Here is a 19,395-nt window from a genome sequence, read left to right as displayed (position 1 = left end):
TTACATTTTACTGTCGAGATATTTACCCATCTCTTTATGACCGAATGCAGGTATCATTTCGTGAAATAGCTTTACTATGTCTTCTTTCGTCCAGGAGTGAGAGGTTCGTAGTTCATTAATTGCTTTACTGAAATGTTCTAACAGCTTTTCATCATAAATAGCGTCATTTTTAATCACACCAATGTTACTAAACCGCTCCATATCCAGCACTTCATTGTCGGTAAAAAACTCTTCGAAGTCTTTTTCACCTGTTGTGTCGCTGGAAGTAAACAAACAAGGCCATTTCCCCTGTTCCGGTAAGGTCTTAATAAGCTCTCTGGCTTCGTCTTCAGAACTGCAAGGGTATGGTTCATAACCGATACTTCTCAAATACTTCTCTGCAATTTCAGAAAATGTAATTAAATGAAGCGCTTCGCTTAATTTAGGGAAAAATATATCTCTGTTTTCACCAAACAAGCACGACATTAAGCACAACTCGCCAGATTCCTGCGGAGTAACGAAGTAGCGTTTAATGTCGTTCGGGGCAACTATAGGTTGCTTTTTCTGAATTCTTTGGTTGAACCCATGCAAAAGAGAGCCGTCTGAAAAAGCTACGTTAGCAAAGCGAGCAGTTGAGATTTCGATCGACTCACTACCCTGCATAAGAAACATTTCCATAATGCGTTTTGAAGCTCCCATCATATTGACTGGGTTCGCGGCTTTATCGGTAGAGACACAAAAGTACTTTCGCGCCCCGGCTTCTTTCGACTGTTCTAGCGTCTTAACCGTATTAAAAATATTGGTTTCTATCATCCTCATAAGCGTATAAGGATCTTTTTCACTTCTCACATGCTTTAGCGCGGAAAGGTTCAGTACGTAATCATACTGCCCATCTTTTTTTATAAAAGCAGTATATTCCAGAGAGCCAATGTCTAAGGCGAATGTTTGAAAGTCACCCTCTATATAACCAATAGAGCTTCTCAAGTCTCTGACAAGCTCAACCAAATTATTCTCGCTAATATCAACTGCATGAAGTTTTTTGGGGTTTCTTTTAAATATTTCCTTAGTAACTGCTTGACCAATTGAACCAGCCGAACCAATAACCAAAAAGGATGAAGACTGAACTAATTCACTTATTTTATCTTCATTAACTAAGATGTCGCTGATAAACAGGGGCTCTGTACGCCCAATTAAACTTAAAGTATTTTGCATAAATAAAACCCGTTAATGGAACTTCCCAGCAGCTTTTAACTTCTTATAGTGGTCAATATCTCGATAACTAAAAACTTTAGCAGGGTGTCCGCCAGCAACAGCGTAATCTGGAATATCACTTACGACACAACTTCCCGCTTGAATAATAGCCCCTTCTCCAACCGTAACGCCACCAAGTACAATTACCCTACTCCCAAGCCAGACGTTATCCTTTATAATAATATCTTTAAATATGTAAGTTGAATCGTAGGGGATGGCCTCGCCAGAATTAAAATTATGGTTTTGAGAGATCATTAAGCACTCGGGTCCAGAATGGAAGTTACTTCCTATGATTACCTTCCCACCTCCCGCAACCTGCATTCCATTAAAATTCACGTTGTTACCCAATACCGTCTTACTTGTTACAATAGACTTGGAGTTTACCCTAAGGTCAACTCCGCTAGCAGAAGCCCTGGAGCGAACCCTATGTGTCCAATAAAACCTAACCAACTTTTTTCGCAAGGAAAGTAGAGCCTTTTTAACGCTTTTCATCATACAATTTCCCGTACACTTCAATAGAGCGTTTTTCTTCTTCAATGATTCTATAGGAATTACAAAGCAAGTCTAAATCTTCATGTCTTATCCGCTCTGATATCTTTAACTTCTCATCAAAAGATATAAAGTCAATTTTATATACGTCTTTAAAGAAGTAATAATTTGGAGACCCGTTTTTTATCAACAAAGCTCCAGCCCCCCACTTAGCAAAGACTCTAGCTGTACTCGCTCCACCTCTATCCTGCAATAAAATGTAGTCACAACTACCGATGAGTGATGAGTACAAATGGGGAGGCATTTCACTTAGGTATGTAACGTTACTGTCTTTTAGCCTTAAAAGCTTTCTAAAAAGTAAAAAGGCATCTATTAAAAACCTATTCGACAAGCTCTGGAACACGAGAAGCTCTACCGCTTCACCAGAATTCTTTTGATACCGGTTAAAATCCTTAAACACTTTAAAAAAAGGTATTAACTTATAACTTTTTGTGCCAACTAAAACTCTCTTTTTATTACTTTTTAAATATGACTCATCTCTTCCAGTTGAGTCCCTCAGAAGCTGCGACTGATTGAAAGGTAAGATCTCAAATATTATAGAACAATTGATAAACTCAATATCTTTTCTATCTAAAACCTTTAAAATTAATTCTTTAAAATATGGAACGGGCGCTATAAAATTTTTCACACACTGTAAGACTAATATACAACTCTTTGAAATATGAGAGCCAATATCTTCAGTTAAGCAGTTATTTTTTTCATAATTTATCTTCCATCGTTCGACTTCGTCGTCCGTAATAAATATGTATAGTTTCTGTAAAACTCGCTTGTCTTTATTGATAAGCGTTTCAGCAATAGGCGCGTTCCAGTTATTTAAAGACATGAAGGTAAAAGATTTAGCTTCTATCATAAAATTCAAATCGGAAACATTAAAATCCACATACTCTATACCCTCGACTTTAGTAATTTCAACTTTTTTATCAACTTCGAAAACGATAGCAATTATCGAATCCTTTCTAACACCCGCTTTGTTAACTAAAGAATCTGCCTGTAACTTAAAAAATTTATCTCTATTACTTATGAAAAATAAATTTTTACCCTTATAGAGATTTTTTTCTTTAAGCATGAGGTTCCTTAAAGAAATTTGATACTTCTTTTACTACTAGCGAAACTTCTTCATCTTTTATACCAAAAAAAATTGGTAGTCTTAACAAACGTTCGCTTTCAGATGTTGTATACACTTCATCCTCAGAAAATCGCCCCCAGTCCTTACCTACAGGAGTCGAATGTAAAGGTATATAGTGAAAAGCCCCCAAAATATTTTTATTTTTTAAAAATTCGAGTAACTCAGTTCGCACTTGTAAGTTTTTAACTTTTATATAGAACATATGAGCATTGTGGATACAATAATCAGGAATTATCGGCAACTCTATAAAACCTTCCTGAATTAATTTTCTAAAAGAATCATAGTAAGATTTCCAAGTACGGAGTCGAGCATCATTTATTTCATTTGCTTTCTCAAGCTGAGCCCAAAGGTATGCCGCCTGCATTTCACTAGGCAGGTAGCTACTACCAATATCAACCCAAGTATACTTGTCTACTTGCCCTCTAAAAAATTGACTTCTATTAGTACCTTTTTCACGAATAACTTCAGCTCGTTCTGTAAATCGAGCATCATTAATTATTAACAGGCCGCCTTCGCCACCACTCGTATAGTTTTTGGTTTCATGGAAGCTAAAAGCGCCCAAATGGCCAATAGTGCCTAAAGGTCTTTCTTTATAGCTACTCATTACTCCCTGAGCTGCATCTTCGATAACGTAAAGACTATAACGCCCAGCAATATCCATAATGGCGTCCATTTCACAACTAACTCCCGCATAATGGACGGGAACAATCGCTTTAGTTCTATCTGTAATTGCAGCCTCAATTTTCGTTTCATCAATATTCATCGTATCAGGGCGAATATCGACGAAAACGATTTTAGCTCCCCGCAATACAAATGCGTTGGCTGTGCTAACGAAGGTGTAGCTTGGCATAATTATTTCATCGCCAGACTGGACATCAATAAGGATAGCGGCAAGCTCGAGTGCTGCAGTACAGGAAGGCGTTAAAAGAGCCTTTTGAGTTGGTAAATTTTCTTCAAACCATTGCTGACAGCGTTTTCCAAAAGGGCCGTCTCCGGAAATCTTATTACCCTTCAATGCTTCTGTAATGTATTGAACTTCGTTGCCTGTCAAAGGCGGCTTATTAAATGGAATCATCAAATACTCACAAGCTCAAGGTTGAACTACCAGACTAAGCCGCCATCAACAGGCACATCGGCTCCGTTAATAAATCTGGCTTCATCACTTAGGAGAAATACTACTGCATCAGCAACATCGCTTGCCATTCCTAACCGACCTAAAGGGGTTTGTTCTGTAATTCTATTTAAAAACCTCTCAGGGACACCTCTAAGCATATCTGTTGCTATAAAACCCGGTGAAACACTATTCACCCGAATTTTATGATCCTTTCTATTAAACTCCTTAGCCCAAGTTTTAGTTAGTGAAATCAAAGCCCCCTTTGAAGCTGAATAATTAGATTGTCCTATGTTCCCTACGTTACCTATTATGGAGCTAACATTTACTATACTAGGGGTATCCGACTCACGTAACAGTGGAAGCAAAGACTTTGTGATAAGAAAGGCCGACTTTAGATTTGATGCTAGTACAGTATCCCAATCGCCAATAGACATTTTTTCAATTAAGGAGTCTTTAGTTACTCCTGCATTATTCACCAAATACGATATTTCGTTAACTTCATTCATTCGCAAGTACTCTAGGACTCTCTCGCCACTATCATCATTGCTTAAATCAACGTTGAATTCTTCGAATAAACGAGACTGAATAGGCTTATAAGTCGTTCTCGTTAAACTTATAACTTTTACGCCCTTTCCCACTAAAAGCCTTGATATTTCAAGGCCAATACCTTTACTTCCACCAGTAACTAATGCAACCTTTGCTTTATCATTCATCGTCAAAACTCAATCCTTGCTTAAGTAACTCTGCTCTAACTCGAGCAAACTTTTTTCTCGTTCTTTCACTCTTTTAGCCGGGTTACCTGCATAAATTCCCCATGAGTCAGTGCTTCTATTGACTAAAGAAAGAGCGCCAACTGAACACCCTTCGGCGACGGTAACCCCAGGAAATATCAAGCTACCAGCCCCCACTATTACATGTCTGCCCAAAACTATCGGCGCTTTTTTCTCAGCTTTAAAGTCTGCAGAAACCGTAGGGTTGGTCAAAGTTCGGCCAGAGTAATCATCGCTCTGAGCAAAAACCTGACATTGATAAGCTAGCCCAGAAAAGTCAGAGAAGGTTATCCCTTTTTCCCCACCAGCCACTAGACACTGAGGAGCTATATGCACATTCCTTCCGAAACTGACCAGTCCGGATATCACGCAAAAATCATCGATACGTGTATTATCAGCTATGCTAATTAATTCAGGGTTATATATACGGGCATCTTCACTAATCCGCACATTCTTTCCTAAATGCTTAAAGCCTTTTTTCTTTAATTCATTTTCTGTTAGATAAGCCATAATTTATTCGAATATATTATTTAGTTGGTCGGTTAGTTTTTCTTGCTCAAATAGCTATTAGCTATATTTTTGTTAAACTTAAGAACTACATCACTTAATTTTTATACGTCACAACACGAAACGCCTAGTCCATCTAGAAATAGCTAATGGGAAGGCATTCCCACATAAAACCGTTTTCTCCATCCCCAAAGATGGTAATTGTGCTTCCCTCTTTCTACTAACGTTTATCGACATTTTCTACATGAAGCATCACTGAAGGACTATTTACTTCTTATCAAATCTAACAAATACTGACCGTATCCATTTTTCTTCAACAGGTTAGCATTTTTTAACAATTGAGATTCCGAGAGCCATTTTTGATTAAATCCAATTTCCTCTAAGCATGCAATTTTATACCCTTGGCGTCTTTCGATAGTTTCGACAAACTGGGCAGCTTCGAGCAGGCTCTCGTGCGTACCAGTATCTAACCATGCAAAGCCTCGGCGCAATAACTCGACGTTTAAGCTTCCATTTTCTAAATAGGCTTTGTTGACGTCCGTTATCTCTAACTCTCCTCTCGCTGAAGGAGTCACATTTTTAGAAATCTCAACCACGTCGTTGTCATAAAAGTATAAACCGGTAACCGCAAAATCTGATTTTGGTTCGGCTGGTTTTTCTTCAATTGACAGAACCTTGTTGTCGTTATCAAATTCCACCACTCCAAAACGCTCAGGGTCTTTTACCTGGTAGCCAAAGACGGTTGCCCCACCATCAGTCTCAGTTCGTTTTACAGCATCTAGCAGTTTGGGTCTAAATCCATGCCCATAATAAATGTTATCACCAAGTACTAGGCACACAGTGTCATCACCAATGAATTCTTCTCCAATGATAAAAGCCTGTGCTAAACCATCAGGACTCGGTTGCTCAGCGTAAGATAATTCGATACCGAATTTGGAACCATCACCTAATAGTTTTTTAAAATTAGGCAGATCCTCTGGTGTCGATATGATTAAAACCTCACGAATTCCCGCCAGCATGAGTACTGACAGTGGATAGTAGATCATTGGTTTATCGTAGATAGGCAATAGCTGCTTTGATACACCCATAGTAATTGGGTACAGACGAGTCCCTGAACCACCGGCGAGAATTATGCCTTTCATATTGACTCTCCAATTCTATTAAGCTGATAGTCACCACTTAGTACGCGCTGCCACCAATTTTTATTATTTAGATACCATTCAACAGTTTTACGAAGGCCTGTTTCAAAGCTCTCTTCTGGAGTCCACCCTAGCTCATCCTCTATTTTAGATGCGTCAATGGCGTAGCGCTTATCGTGGCCTGGGCGGTCTTTAACAAACGTAATTTGTTCTTTATAAGGCTTACCTGAAGCGCTCGGTTTTAATTCGTCAAGCAATTCACAAATTGTGTTCACCACTTCAATATTTTGCTTCTCGTTATGGCCTCCAACATTATACGTTTCCCCAACTTTGCCTTCAGTCACAACTTTGACTAGTGCTCGAGCATGGTCTTCAACGTAAAGCCAATCTCGTATTTGCTTTCCGTCTCCATAAACAGGCAACTCTTTCCCAGATAAAGCATTTAAAATTATGTGTGGAATTAGCTTTTCAGGGAAATGGTAAGGACCGTAGTTATTTGAACAGTTGGTTATAATGACTGGCAAACCATAAGTTCGATGCCAAGCTCTAACTAAGTGGTCGGAGCTTGCTTTTGAAGCGGAATAAGGCGAGCTAGGGGCATACGCCGTTGTTTCTGTAAAAAGCTCAGTAGGATCGCCTAAATCACCATAAACCTCATCGGTGGAGATATGATGAAACCGAAACGTTGATTTCATCTCTTCTGATAAATTAGACCAATATGAGCGCGTGGCCTCAAGTAACGTGTAAGTACCAACGATGTTTGTTTGAATGAATTCTGAAGGCCCTTCGATTGAGCGATCAACGTGGCTTTCGGCCGCTAGGTGCATTACTGCATCCGGTTTATGCTCTATATATACTCGCTTTACTTCTGGCGCATTACAGATATCAACCTGCTCAAAAACATAATTTTCGCTATCGCTAACTGGTAATAAACTCTCTACATTTCCTGCATAAGTCAGCTTATCAATGTTAATAACGATATGACTGGTATTTTTTATTAAATGGCGAATGACCGCCGAGCCGATAAAGCCTGCTCCGCCTGTTACTAATATTTTCATCTTTGTCTTATTATCTGCTAGCTGTGGTGTGCCATTTCCTGAAAAGTTTTATTTCTGGAAACTAGATCATCATAATGACCTTTATCCAAAACCCTTCCATTTTCTAATATATATATTGAATCGCACTGCTTAACCGTTGTTAATCGATGCGCAATCATAATAATCGTCTTCTTACCTGAAAAGTCGTGAATAGCATCCATAACCAGCTTTTCAGTAATACCGTCAAGGGCGCTGGTCGCCTCGTCCAGAACTAAAACTTCTGCGTCGTCATATAACGCACGCGCAATGCCTATTCTTTGTCTTTGACCGCCCGAAAGCTGAATACCACGTTCGCCGACTCGTGTACTCAAACCTTCGGGTAAGCGCTTAAGCAATTCATCTAAATGAGCCATTTTAACAGCGCTAGTTACGCGGCTCTCGTCAATTTCTTCTGGAGGTATTCCGAAAGCAATATTCTCTCTAATACTAGAGTCGGCTAAGAATATAGCCTGAGGTACGAAGCCCACATTGTTTTGCCACGCTCTCTTCTTCCCGCCTTTAATTTCTTCTCCGTCCACTATTAAAGAACCACTCTGAGGCTCTATTAAGCCCAAAAGCACATCTATAGCGGTTGACTTACCAGAACCAGAAGCACCGACCAAACCAATCACTTGGTTTACCGGAATATCTAGAGTAAATTCAACTAATGCTTTTTCTTCTTTGTCCGGATAGCCGAAACTGATGTTATCAAGCTTTATCAGCTTTTTCGGAGAGAGCTTACCAGCGCTAGACGCTGGCTTTATATCTTCAATTTCCTGGCTTGCAGTTAAATCTTCTTCAATACTATCAAACGACGCTATATTTCCTTTTACTTGCGCCAAGCTCGTGTACATTTGCTGAAAGGCTGGAAGCAGCTTAAAACCAGCCAAGGCATACACCGATAGAACTGGTAAAATATTCCCAAGGTTACCGTCATAAGCGGATAACAAATACAGTACTAAAAATATAACTGCACCGAATGCTATAAGCTCCATTGCATAGCGTGGTACTTGTGCAAGCCCCCTTGTAACCCCTTGTGCTCGACCTAACTTATGACTAGATTTTTCAAAGCGTTCATTAAACTCAGCTTGCCGACCTAATAATAGCGTGTCTTTAATACCACCAAAACCTTCGTTCATTAGTTTGAAGCGTTGCTGATTTGCTTCAGATATAGCGCGTCCATTCTTACCTAATTGTTTACGTACTGTTTTATACAGTGCAACATATGCCAACCCGAATATTAAGAGCCCGGCTAAAGCTACTGTCGGATTAAAAATAAAAATAGCTGTTGCCATAACTAATGCCAAAACACCTTTAGCGTTCATTTGCATTAGTGGTTGAATGACCACATTCGTTACACGGCCAGCTTCCTGGGCTATACGATTTGTTAATTGACTGCTACTGCCACTAGCATGAAAGAGCCAAGACTGCTGCATATAATGCTTATATAAACGAGTTGATATTTCAGCCCCTACCTGAGCAGCGTATAAGGACAGCCGCCAAGTGGTGAACATTGAAACCGCTGCCGCGCCAGACAGTGCTATTAATACGGCAATTCCCAGCCAGAAAAGAAAGTCTTCGGGGTTTTCAAAACCGCTTACAGTATATAGTTGAGCAAGTTTACCTTCGCCTTGCAACAGACTTATGTCACCCACCAAAGCCATAAACGGCCCGATTGCCGCAACACCTGCAACTTCTGCAAAAGCCATTAACACCACTAAAAACTGTAAGCCTATTAAGCGCTTTCGTTGCTCTGGGGTTAATAATTTAAATAATGCTTTTAGGCGTTTGAACATGGTTTTTAATAACTGCTTTTTTTAAATAGAAGGATAGCACCTGACGCGATAGCATCAGGCTACTTTAAGAATCAGCTTTACTTTTGCTTGAGCGAATTAAGTGACGAATAAATACAACTAATAGCGATAAGAAGCCGCCTAAGAATGTACCAACAATACAAATTAAGGCGCGCGACGGCGCACTTTTCTGTTCCGGTACTACAGCCGGATCTAATACTTGAAATACATACTCCGGCCTTACATTCGCCAACATAATGGTTTGTATTTGCTTTTCAATAAGCTGATAGAAAACCTGCTGCATACTGCTTAAATTGGTTTCGCCTAACTCGTTTTGCAGGTATTCCATACTACTTTGCGCCTCTTTAATATCACGCTGACGCATATGGTCGTTAATGTCTTGAATTAACCATTCGGCCCAGCGATGCGCTATAATCGGCGACCGGTGACTCACCGATAAATTTACTAAGCCTGGGGTTTCCTCATCTTTTTCTACTAGCAGCCCATTTTTGAAAACATTTACGTATACCCAGCTAGTAGGTGCTGGTTGCTTAGATGACTCAGTCTTTCTAACCCATTTGTTTGCATTAGGGTTGTAGACTTCCTCATTAAAAACTAACTCACCACTTGATTCATTCCACTCTTTAACCGCCATGATTTCTGGCAGAATATTATGCTTTTGCACAAAATTTTTAATAAACTGACGAGATTGTAATATTTCCATCGCCATGGTCACTTTGTCGACTTTTCCGGAACCTACGCTAATACCGGCTAAGTTCGCTAAACCTCCCAGTTCACCGCCCAGCCCTTGGCCTTGAGCTTCTTCAGTAGGTGCTAGAGTCGCTTCGGCTTTATAAATATTGGGTAAACTTAACGAGTAAATAACCGAGCCCACTGCGAATACAAAGGTAATGGCAATAATAATCCATTTACCGTCCCATATAATGCCAAACAGCTCGCGCAGGTCTATTTCATCGTCTTGCGGGTATGGGCCATTATAATAGTTGGGTGGGTATTGCCCGGGCCCGTATGGCGCTGGCGGTTGGTTATTTGGGTTTTGCTGGTTTTCTTGTGTCATGGCTTTTCTTATAAGTTAGTCGTTGTTAAACAAGTCGCGCGTATACACTTTTTCTTGCACGTCTTTTAAGTCATCGGCCAGCCGGTTACTGAGTATAATTTCCGACACGGCTTTAAATTCTGTCAGGTTATTAATAACCCGCGAGTTATAGAAGCGCTCCTCTTTTAACTCTGGTTCGTACACTACCACTTCTATGCCTTTAGCTTTAATGCGCTTCATAATGCCCTGTATGGCCGACGCCCGAAAGTTGTCTGAGCCCGACTTCATCACCAGGCGGTACACGCCCACTACCTTGGGTTGTTTGGCAATAATTTGGTCGGCAATAAAGTCTTTACGGGTACGGTTGGCGTCCACAATCGATTTAATTAGGGTTTGTGGCACGTTATCGTAGTTGGCGAGAAGCTGCTTGGTGTCTTTTGGCAGGCAATAGCCGCCGTAACCAAAGCTGGGGTTGTTGTAATGCGAACCTATGCGCGGGTCTAAGCAGACGCCTTCAATAATTTGTTTGGTGTCTAAACCGTGCACTTCTGCGTAGGTGTCTAGCTCATTAAAGTAGGCAACACGCATGGCTAAATAGGTATTGGCAAACAGCTTAATGGCTTCGGCTTCGGTGCTATCGGTAAACAGGGTGTCTATATTTTGCTTTTCGGCGCCCTGCTTTAGCAGGTTTGCGAAAGTTTCAGAGCGCTCTGAACGTTCGCCGACAATAATGCGTGACGGGTGCAGGTTGTCGTACAAGGCTTTGCCTTCACGCAGAAATTCTGGTGAAAACAGAATGTTGTTGGTACCAAACTTTTCTTTTAGCGACTGTGTATACCCTACCGGAATGGTCGACTTAATAACCATAACGGCATTTGGGTTGGCTTCTATTACCTGGCTTATAACGCTTTCAACGGTTTTGGTGTTGAAGTAATTGGTTTGCGGGTCGTAGTCGGTGGGGGTGGCAATAACCACAAAGTCGGCGTTTTTGTATGCCGCGTGCGCGTCGGTGGTGGCGCTGAGGTTCAGGGGCTTTTCCTGTAAAAAATGCTGAATTTCTTTGTCGACTATAGGTGATTGTTTTTTATTTATTTTTTCTACTTTTTCTTGGTCTATGTCGACTGCGGTAACCTGATTATGTTGTGCAAAGAGAACCGCATTTGATAAACCTACGTATCCTGTACCTGCTACTGCAATTTTCATTCGTTTTAACCCTGGCTACAACGGTTGGGCACGCTACCGCCCATAGGGTGCGGCTCCCATAGACCGATGGTGCTGTTATTTTTTTGTATTTTGCGCGTTACTAAATTTAGATCAAGCGCGTATGATACCGCATGCAGCCCTTGCCCTACAAAGGCTTTGTTGCAACTTTTTGACGATATTTTGAGCGGTTGGTTCCGTTGGTTGGGGGGCGCGTTGGGTGGCGTAGCCTGACACTTGTGTCAGGGCCGGTGTCTCACCTGACACAAGTGTCAGGCTACATTACGCGTTCTGAACATGCTTCTCATTAATCCAGTGTCGTATGCCTTCCGGAAAATGCGCTGTATAACCTAGCAGGAACAGTTTCAGTGCTTTATGGTGACCCAAACCGACATCATAGTTCTTTAATGCTTCGTAGGTATCCTTCAGCACAAAGTTGTTTTCTCTTAATGCATCTGACACTAATTTTACTTTTAATTGCTCAACTTCATTTAAGTCAGAGCTTTCGGCTTCACTCAGTCTGTTTTCATCTCCTAACCCTTTTGCTTCAGCCTGCCGCTGTTCGGTGGCTAAGGCAAAATCTCGGAAGAAACTTCTTTTAATCAATTTTATTGTATTGCTTTTACGATCAAGCAGAAGTTGCTCATGAAACAAGTCGGTAAATAACCGCTCAAATTCACGTAGGTTGCCAGGCCAGGAATAATGACGAAGTTGTGCCTCGGCTTCATCTTCCAGCTTCAGGTTCCAGATAATGTCGAACAGCTGTGCACGCGATATATCGGAGAAGTGGCCATCAGACGAATAATTTAATATGAACGAAAGCTTCATTAATGAAATGAGTGCCGGCAGCAGTTTTAAGTTTTTCGTTTTTTGGTTTAAACGCTCATGCAAACTCGGGAATGTAACGATTTGCCGCATACGATGGAGAAAGTCCAGGCGAAGTTCATTACTGTTTAATAACTCATTTAACGGCTCATTGACCAGAAACAATGTCCTGACCTGATATAAACTCGACTCGTGGCTCCCCATAGGAGCGACTTGAACCTTATCGCTTATTGAGTGCAACAAGTCTAATAACTGAGTCTGTGATTGCCGGGAAGCAGACTGAAGCTCGTCAAACACCAGGACGCCGTTATGGGCACTCGCGAATATTGGTTTTACTTGTTGGCTGGCACCAGTAAACGCTCCTTTCGTATGCCCCCGAATTCGGCTTTCCAGGACGCTGTCGGTTACTGCCGCAATATTAAGACTGATAAGCTTGCTCTCAAAGAGTGAGTCGGCCAGCAGCTTTGCAATTAACGTTTTACCTGAACCCGTTGGACCACAGATCATGACGGGCCCTTCCTTATTCATATCTAAATCGGGAACGCCGTCTTTTGCTACAGCAAGTTGTAACTTAGCTAAAAACTCCTTTGCTCTGTCATTGAGCTCTTCCGTCCACTCCCATCTCAGCGCCATATTCGAGTCAAGGCTTCGCATACCTGACTGGATAAGGTAATTAACGAGTTCATCTAACAGCTTTGAGTTTTCTGGTTTAAATAGTGCATCACATAAATGCAGCACAAGTGGGCGACGTAACTGAGCAGACAAATGCGTTAAACCAAGCTCTCCATATTCCCGTCCTCTTTCAGCAGCTGAAAGCTCTGACATTAGCTCAATAAGCTTCTCGTCTGATTTTTTACTCAGCACGTTAAAAAGTTTGCTCGCCTCGTCAGAGGGGGGAGTTATCGATTCATACCTTTCCTTTAAGCTGTGCTTAAGCTGTTTGCCAATTTCGCCGGTTAGAAACTCGTGAAAAAGTGACGAAAATACTTGTTTAGCCTGCTCTGGATCTTCCGAATAGCGGCTAACCAAACACGATAAGTTCGCCTCTAAGTGCTCATAATCTCTTTTCATGCCAGCCTCAAATTAAAAAATTTCAGTTGATTTGAATTATCTTAATTTAAATTAATATTTATTAACACGCGGTTTTATCTGATGAAACCTAATTAACAGCTAAGATGTTGATATTTAATATATTAATTTAAAAAATTAAAGTTGGCACCTTTGTTGCTGTATGTATATCAGCAATCTCTAGATTGTTTCTGAAATAACAAACAAGGAAAAAATTATGAATAATCATCCAGTAGAAACACTGTGTAAAACACATTACGCCGACATTTTACCTTTAGTAGAGTATCTAAAAGTTGATAAAGACCTGCAGCGCTCAATTGGAATCGCAGCACGTGAGGCTCAGCAACAAACAGGTAATACGGCAAATTACTTTGTAAAAGAACAGCATGCAGAACAACTCATCAATGACTTGAGAGACGCTGGTAGCAACAGTTTGAAGTCTGTCTTTACGGAGCCTTCTTACTACAGTGAAATTGTGTATGACGTGGGTTTAAAGCTAAAAGCCGATGTGAGTAAAACCAACTTAGCTAAGGAAAACGAAGATCTCATTATTGGCAAGCTGTTCGCAGATGCAGTAGCTGAAATGAGTGAAGAAGAGAAGTCCGAACTTTTATTAGAGTTTGGTTACGAAACCACGAAAATACCAGCCGCACTATCGGTCATGGGAACTCAGCTGGGGCTACGTTCGCTAGGCTTCAGCACTTATAGAATGGCGGTCATTATTGCCAACTATATTGCCAGAGCATTACTCAACAGAGGCTTAACCTTCGGCGGAAATATTCTGGTAACCCGAACAATTGGCGTGGCTTTAGGCCCTGTAGGCTGGTTTGCTTCAGGACTCTGGCTTGCTTTTGACCTTGCAGGCCCGGCTTACCGGAAAACCATACCCGCGGTTGTGCAAATAGCTATGTTGCGTCAACTGGCAGAAAAAAGAGTTAATATTGGCATTGTGGGTGAAGGTTCGTGCGGCAAAGACTCGTTAATTCGTGAAACGTTTGGCGTTGATACAAATAATGTTAGTGCCGTACCCGGTTCAACGAGTAAAGCTGAAGCCTATGCACTTAACGAAGCCGCAACCGTTATGAACTATGCCGGTTTCCATGACAGCGAGCATGAGGTGAATGAGAACACTGCAGACTACTTAATTCACACCGACGTGTTTGTTTGGGTGGTTGATATTCAACGCGGTATTACAGGTACAGAGCTAGAAACCTTTGAAAAGCTAAAACGCTATAATCGTCCGGTTGTTTTATGCATTAATAAAGTAGATACGCCGAAAAATGATGCGGATAAAGAAGCTCTGATTAATAGTATTAATGAACGCCTTGAGCTTAATTCTGGCAAAAGCTCTTTGATAAAAGCCGTTTTTGAAACCGCTTTTGACCCAGATCCCAGATTGATGGAAAAGGCCATTGGTGGAGACGAAGTGCTTGGTTTTCTTCGCAACTTTTTATCAGAAAAATTAGGAAAAGACTCTGACTGCCTTGATTTAGCTTAAAGTGTGAATAACGCTCCTGGATCTGAATAACGTCCAGGAGCGTACAGACATGAAAAGCCCTAACTCAAACCAAAACTTCACGAAGGCTATTGGAGAGTGACTTTAGCTTCTGACCACAAGTTTCTAAATTTTGCGCTTCATTGATTCTGGCGCGCCGTAGCTTACTAATTTCCTCTAATAGCTGACCATACTTTGCAGTTATAAACTCGCCTGCGGAGTCTTTCATTTGCTGGGTTATCTGGTCACCTGCATCTTGAAACTGTTCGCGGATATTCCTGCGAGCTTCTGCTATTTTTTTCTCTCTTTTTTCTTCATTATAAATATCGATGCCTTCAAATATAATCGGCAATGCCGCCATAATAGGGCCTAATACTTTAGCCACATTACCGATGTTTTTGGCGATATTAACTGCCTGCCACGGCTGAAATTTAACTCCCAAAGCTTTACCCACTTGCAATACCGTTTGGTGAACTGAACTACCTGAGGCTCCGCTCGCTTTAAGCAAGCCGGCACCCGCTTTTGCGCCCATAGCCTTACTGGCGACAGCTCCGCTCCCACGACCTAGTAACGCTGACAGCTGATTCGCTACGGCAAAATCAGCGGCATCGCCAATATCGGGAGTCTCGCCTAGCGAATTCTCGGAGGAATTTTCTTCAAACCTCATGAAAAACTGTTCAGCTAAGTTGCTGTCATTTAGCTCCGACAATTCACTATCAAGCTCTTTATCCAGTTCATCAAAACGTGCTGTCAAATTATCAAATGCGTTATGTGCTTCTGTGTTAAGCAGTTCAGAGGACGCTTGTACATCCTCTTCTAGTGTCTCGCTAGTTCCAACATTTAAAGCATTTTCGCTGCCCATGCTTTTAGCTAATGCTTTTATTCTTGAGGCTTCTTCTCTCAGTGCCGATTCGGCGTCCTTTTTAATTTGAGAGATCACTCTTTCAATGCGCTGTAAAAGTAATTGCTCTTCCTTCGTTGTGCCTTCCACCTTAGTAGCCAGCTCGTCTTCTATGTGTGTAGCGATAATTTGAGCTACAGCCTCAACACCTGCTAACGACTGATTCTTTTCTATCATGTCATCAAGCAACTTTACTAAGTCATCCATATGACCATAGGGATGAAAATCGGCATCCTCCTCCAAAGCATTACCCGAAGACACAAATGCCACAGGCATAAGCTGAATCGTTTCTTTTCCTATCTGTTGCTCTAAATTTTTGAGGTAAGTCTCACACAGCTGGTCATACTCGCCTTCCTCCGAATACATTTTATTAACGACTAAAACCATTTTGTGCTTGTAGTTGTAATCAATCGCCAGCCTTTTAAAGTCTTCTATAAGAACATTGTCGAATAGCGAGTATGTGACCACATAAACAAGTATGTCCGCATGCTGGATTCTTTGGTGAGTAACCTTATCGTGATCAGGTCGGCCCGCTGATATCCCGGGAGTGTCGGTTAACGTAACCGATCGCCACTCGTAATCCTCAGACTTATCCGTCGCAATGTCGGAGTCTATTTTTATGCTTTTATTATCTGTTAGTGCCGAGATAATAGAAGACTTACCTGAGCTATACTGGCCCGCGAAAACAAGGCGAAGTTTTGAGTCTTGTTCTTTTTCATCTAGCTCCGAACTTAGCTTATTCCGCAGGTTTTCGTAGCCCGGATACTCATTTAATACCTCGAACACTTGAGTCTTTAGTGAGGTAATTCTTTCTGCTTTCTCTGAGAAGTTCATTGCACACCTTTTGCCAATGTTTTTACCGTTAGTTTTTCTCTTAATGCTTTTTCCGCTCTTTGTATGCCCTGCTCTGAAATCCTTAAACTAGTCTCAATTTCGGTTTTCTTACCTAAGTCACGAGTGACTTTTAACTCACCAATACGCTCTTCGGGAAGTTGCTCGTCACGTGCGAACTCAATGATGCGAACAGCAAACTGTTGGTTCAGTTCATTAATGGCGTTGTTTAGCGAGTTACAATACGGTGTAAGCAGATTTGCAGAGTTTCGGTACTGCTCCGACACGCGAGACAACACCCTAGATAATTGTCTGGAGGCTTTTTCATGAAACTCTTCAAAAAGTTTATCCACTTGCTCGGTGTAACTTTGCTCCAGGTCATCTAAGTTTTTATTGGCTTGCTTAAGAATTGCATCAATAGCCTCTTTTCTTTTTCGCTCTTTCGACTTTACCAGGCCTGAGCAAAAACCAGCGAATATCCCTACAACCACGAATCCGGCTGCGACCCAACCTGCGGGAGTCGACATTGAACCAATTATAATAAGGGCAGCTCCGCCACCTGTAGACATTAACGCTCCCAGAGCTGACATCAAGCGACTTGTATTAAACGTACTTTGCTCATCGAAGTCCGCTTCTCTTATGGCGTCAAAACCTATCGCGATGTCCTCCATTGCTTCATTTACGGCTTCTTGGACTACAGCGGCCGAGTCTTTCAATTTTACTTCCAGTTTTTCCTTCAACTGCTGGTCAATTCGCTCTGCTTCTTTTTTCCAGTTGCGTTCAATATCCTTCTTTTTGCCTTTATAGTTTTCTGATGCAAAGTCTTTAGCTGAACCATGCTCGCTTTCCATAGTAAGCTTGAGTTCTCTAATAAATGCAGATTTATTTTTCTTTACTTGCTTATCAATTAACTTTAAAAGTTTTTGCTGTTTGTTCTCTATATCCTTCGCTACTTTTACTGAGCTCTCTTGCTTTTCTCTAACCACAGACAACATTCGGCACAAGCGGCAAGCCGTATTATCAAGCAGCGTCTGTGACTTTCTTAGTTGACCTAATTCAATAACGTTTTCACGGATTTCATTAAAAAAGTTATCAACTCGCGAACCGCTGCGGAAAGCTGTCTTGTCAGCTTTGCAGCGATCATCCATTGCCATTTTTGCTGCCATTAGGTGAACAGGAACTATCGTGACGGAGTTACCATCATAGTACGATTCGATGCCTCGCTTTATGCGGTTAACAGTTCCTTGTATATTTTTCTCATCGTCACGAGAAAACCAGTGCAGTGGAGATTTGACAAACTTTTTATATTGAGGCGGTGGCGACTCTATATTCTCTTTGTAGTTCAGAAGAACAAAAACGGGCTTATTACTATTACGGATTTGAGATAAAAACTTGAATTCCACTTCTTGAACTGAGTCGCTCGTTACTACGTAGCAAATAACATCGGCGGTATCCACAACGCTTAACGCAATTTCTTCATCTGAGCGGCCCCCGGCTTCGGCAGCTCCAATACCTGGGGTGTCAATTAGTTTCAAGTTTTCCCATTCGTAAACTCGATTAAACCGGGTTGTCCGCTCAGCTCCTACGCCTATAAACTCTTTACCTTCGCCGGTCATAACATAGTGCAGAGTGCTCTTTCCCGCCTTTGTTCTGCCCATAAGAGCGATAGTAAAAGCATTTTTTGCCCGGCGTTTCTTATCCACCAGGTCTTTTAACTCTTCATTGCTTTCTTTTGCTTGCTTATCAAGCCGGTCATTTAAATCAACGAGAAAGGTGTGGAAATTAACTTCGTCTTCGCTGGCTTTGTTTCTATCTATCGAGTTCTCTTTGATAACGCTTTGAAATTCATTGCGGGTGCTTTCTAAGGCGGAGAAGATTTTGGAAAGCTCAGCTTCAACCAGCTGACAGTCCTTCTCTGCTATTTCACCGGTCTTCTTTATTGCGTTGCCATACTCAGGCCCTGACAGTTCACTTTCTTTTATTTTCGTCGTTAAGTATTCTCGCTTGGCTCCCCTCGAAAAAAATCGACGAACCTTTAAGCTTACCGTACTGTATTTATCCTGGATCTCAGGTGAAGCGAGCCTGTCATTAAAGGCTCTTGTCGAGTTTTCGATAATGTCATTTACAGCGGCGATTAGTTCTGACGGCTCTATGTTTGCAGCTTTGCATAGAGTAGCGATTACCTGCTTTTCTTGCTTTGCAAAATGTCGATTAAAACCGACAATTGCGGCTGAGTTTTCAATCAGTATTTCTTGTTCTTTCTTACTGAGTTGCTCTAATTCTTTATAAAGCTGAGGGAGTCTCTCCTCTCCTTTTCCTTCTAATACTTTGAAGATTTTCTCCTGATCATTCTCCAAACCATATAATTCAATAAACTCTCTGAGCATAACAATTTGGTCAGCATGAATATGTTCGTCGGATATGATCAGGTGAGCCATAAACTCACCAACTGCTGCACAACTCATTGAAATTCCTTTTAAATAATATTAGGCGGTAAAAGCCTATCCGTGACATCAATTGGGACTTTATTAACATTCTAGAGAAACAGACAGTGCAAAAGTTTTGTAAAGATTGCAAGGAGTTTATGGAGTGACTACGACAGCTTGCATCGCGGCTGATTGAAAGTTTGGCTCCGTCCAATTGAAATTAAATAACAGGTAATTGTAGATTTAAGTGTCAGAAAACGACTTTCTCGAAAGAAAATGGATTGATAT

Annotated in this window: 15 protein-coding genes; 1 reads left to right on the top strand and 14 read right to left on the bottom strand. The window is 41.3% G+C overall.

Translation table 11 applies throughout. The features are described from left to right. From IL_RS02780 to IL_RS02725, 12 genes are all read right to left on the bottom strand, one after another. Positions 1-1,191, bottom strand: a complete 1,191-nt coding sequence (locus tag IL_RS02780) for a UDP-N-acetylglucosamine 4,6-dehydratase (protein ID WP_011233806.1) — start codon at positions 1,189-1,191, stop codon at positions 1-3. Positions 1,192-1,203: 12 nt separating this feature from the next. Next, entirely contained in the window at positions 1,204-1,725 is a 522-nt protein-coding gene (locus IL_RS02775) for an acyltransferase (RefSeq protein WP_011233805.1), read from the bottom strand. Continuing rightward, positions 1,709-2,845: a hypothetical protein gene (locus IL_RS02770; protein WP_011233804.1), complete on the bottom strand. Its 1,137-nt coding sequence runs from the start codon at positions 2,843-2,845 to the stop codon at positions 1,709-1,711. Before IL_RS02770 ends, IL_RS02775 begins: the two co-directional genes overlap by 17 nt. Further along, positions 2,838-3,980: a dTDP-4-amino-4,6-dideoxygalactose transaminase gene (rffA, locus tag IL_RS02765; RefSeq protein WP_011233803.1), complete on the bottom strand. Its 1,143-nt coding sequence runs from the start codon at positions 3,978-3,980 to the stop codon at positions 2,838-2,840. Before rffA ends, IL_RS02770 begins: the two co-directional genes overlap by 8 nt. A 26-nt stretch (positions 3,981-4,006) precedes the next feature. Beyond that, positions 4,007-4,732, bottom strand: a complete 726-nt coding sequence (locus IL_RS02760) for an SDR family oxidoreductase (protein ID WP_011233802.1) — start codon at positions 4,730-4,732, stop codon at positions 4,007-4,009. A gap of 9 nt (positions 4,733-4,741) precedes the next feature. Then, on the bottom strand, positions 4,742-5,299 hold the full coding sequence (locus tag IL_RS02755) for an acyltransferase (protein WP_011233801.1): 558 nt from the start codon (positions 5,297-5,299) through the stop codon (positions 4,742-4,744). A 260-nt stretch (positions 5,300-5,559) separates the two neighbouring features. Further along, the gene (rfbA, locus tag IL_RS02750; protein ID WP_011233800.1) at positions 5,560-6,438 is read right to left on the bottom strand and encodes a glucose-1-phosphate thymidylyltransferase RfbA; all 879 of its coding nucleotides are present in this window, start codon (positions 6,436-6,438) and stop codon (positions 5,560-5,562) included. Beyond that, a complete protein-coding gene (rfbB, locus tag IL_RS02745; RefSeq protein ID WP_011233799.1) occupies positions 6,435-7,493 on the bottom strand; it encodes a dTDP-glucose 4,6-dehydratase in 1,059 nt (352 codons plus the stop codon). The genes rfbA and rfbB overlap by 4 nt, the downstream gene beginning before the upstream one ends. A gap of 17 nt (positions 7,494-7,510) precedes the next feature. Then, complete coding sequence (locus IL_RS02740; protein WP_011233798.1) at positions 7,511-9,307, bottom strand: ABC transporter ATP-binding protein; 1,797 nt, start codon at positions 9,305-9,307, stop codon at positions 7,511-7,513. 64 nt (positions 9,308-9,371) lie between these two features. Further along, on the bottom strand, positions 9,372-10,382 hold the full coding sequence (locus IL_RS02735) for a Wzz/FepE/Etk N-terminal domain-containing protein (protein ID WP_011233797.1): 1,011 nt from the start codon (positions 10,380-10,382) through the stop codon (positions 9,372-9,374). Positions 10,383-10,397: 15 nt separating this feature from the next. Beyond that, complete coding sequence (locus tag IL_RS02730) at positions 10,398-11,564, bottom strand: nucleotide sugar dehydrogenase (RefSeq protein WP_011233796.1); 1,167 nt, start codon at positions 11,562-11,564, stop codon at positions 10,398-10,400. Between the two features lie 279 nt (positions 11,565-11,843). Beyond that, the gene (locus IL_RS02725; RefSeq protein ID WP_011233795.1) at positions 11,844-13,457 is read right to left on the bottom strand and encodes a sigma 54-interacting transcriptional regulator; all 1,614 of its coding nucleotides are present in this window, start codon (positions 13,455-13,457) and stop codon (positions 11,844-11,846) included. 214 nt (positions 13,458-13,671) lie between these two features. Between IL_RS02725 and IL_RS02720 the strand changes: the two genes are divergently transcribed. Then, the gene (locus IL_RS02720; protein ID WP_011233794.1) at positions 13,672-14,952 is read left to right on the top strand and encodes a GTPase; all 1,281 of its coding nucleotides are present in this window, start codon (positions 13,672-13,674) and stop codon (positions 14,950-14,952) included. 64 nt (positions 14,953-15,016) lie between these two features. Here IL_RS02720 and IL_RS02715 read toward each other — a convergent pair whose 3' ends face one another. Continuing rightward, positions 15,017-16,684 (bottom strand): GTPase domain-containing protein, encoded by a 1,668-nt coding sequence (locus tag IL_RS02715; RefSeq protein WP_011233793.1) that lies wholly within the window; start codon positions 16,682-16,684, stop codon positions 15,017-15,019. Further along, positions 16,681-19,146, bottom strand: coding sequence for a GTPase (locus IL_RS02710; protein WP_011233792.1), 2,466 nt, complete (start codon positions 19,144-19,146; stop codon positions 16,681-16,683). Before IL_RS02710 ends, IL_RS02715 begins: the two co-directional genes overlap by 4 nt. Positions 19,147-19,395 lie beyond the last annotated feature (249 nt).

Source organism: Idiomarina loihiensis L2TR (assembly GCF_000008465.1).
Taxonomy (GTDB): Bacteria; Pseudomonadota; Gammaproteobacteria; order Enterobacterales; family Alteromonadaceae; genus Idiomarina; species Idiomarina loihiensis.
The sequence above is the reverse complement of the archived record's forward strand: the minus strand, read 5'-3'. Positions and strand labels throughout refer to the sequence as shown.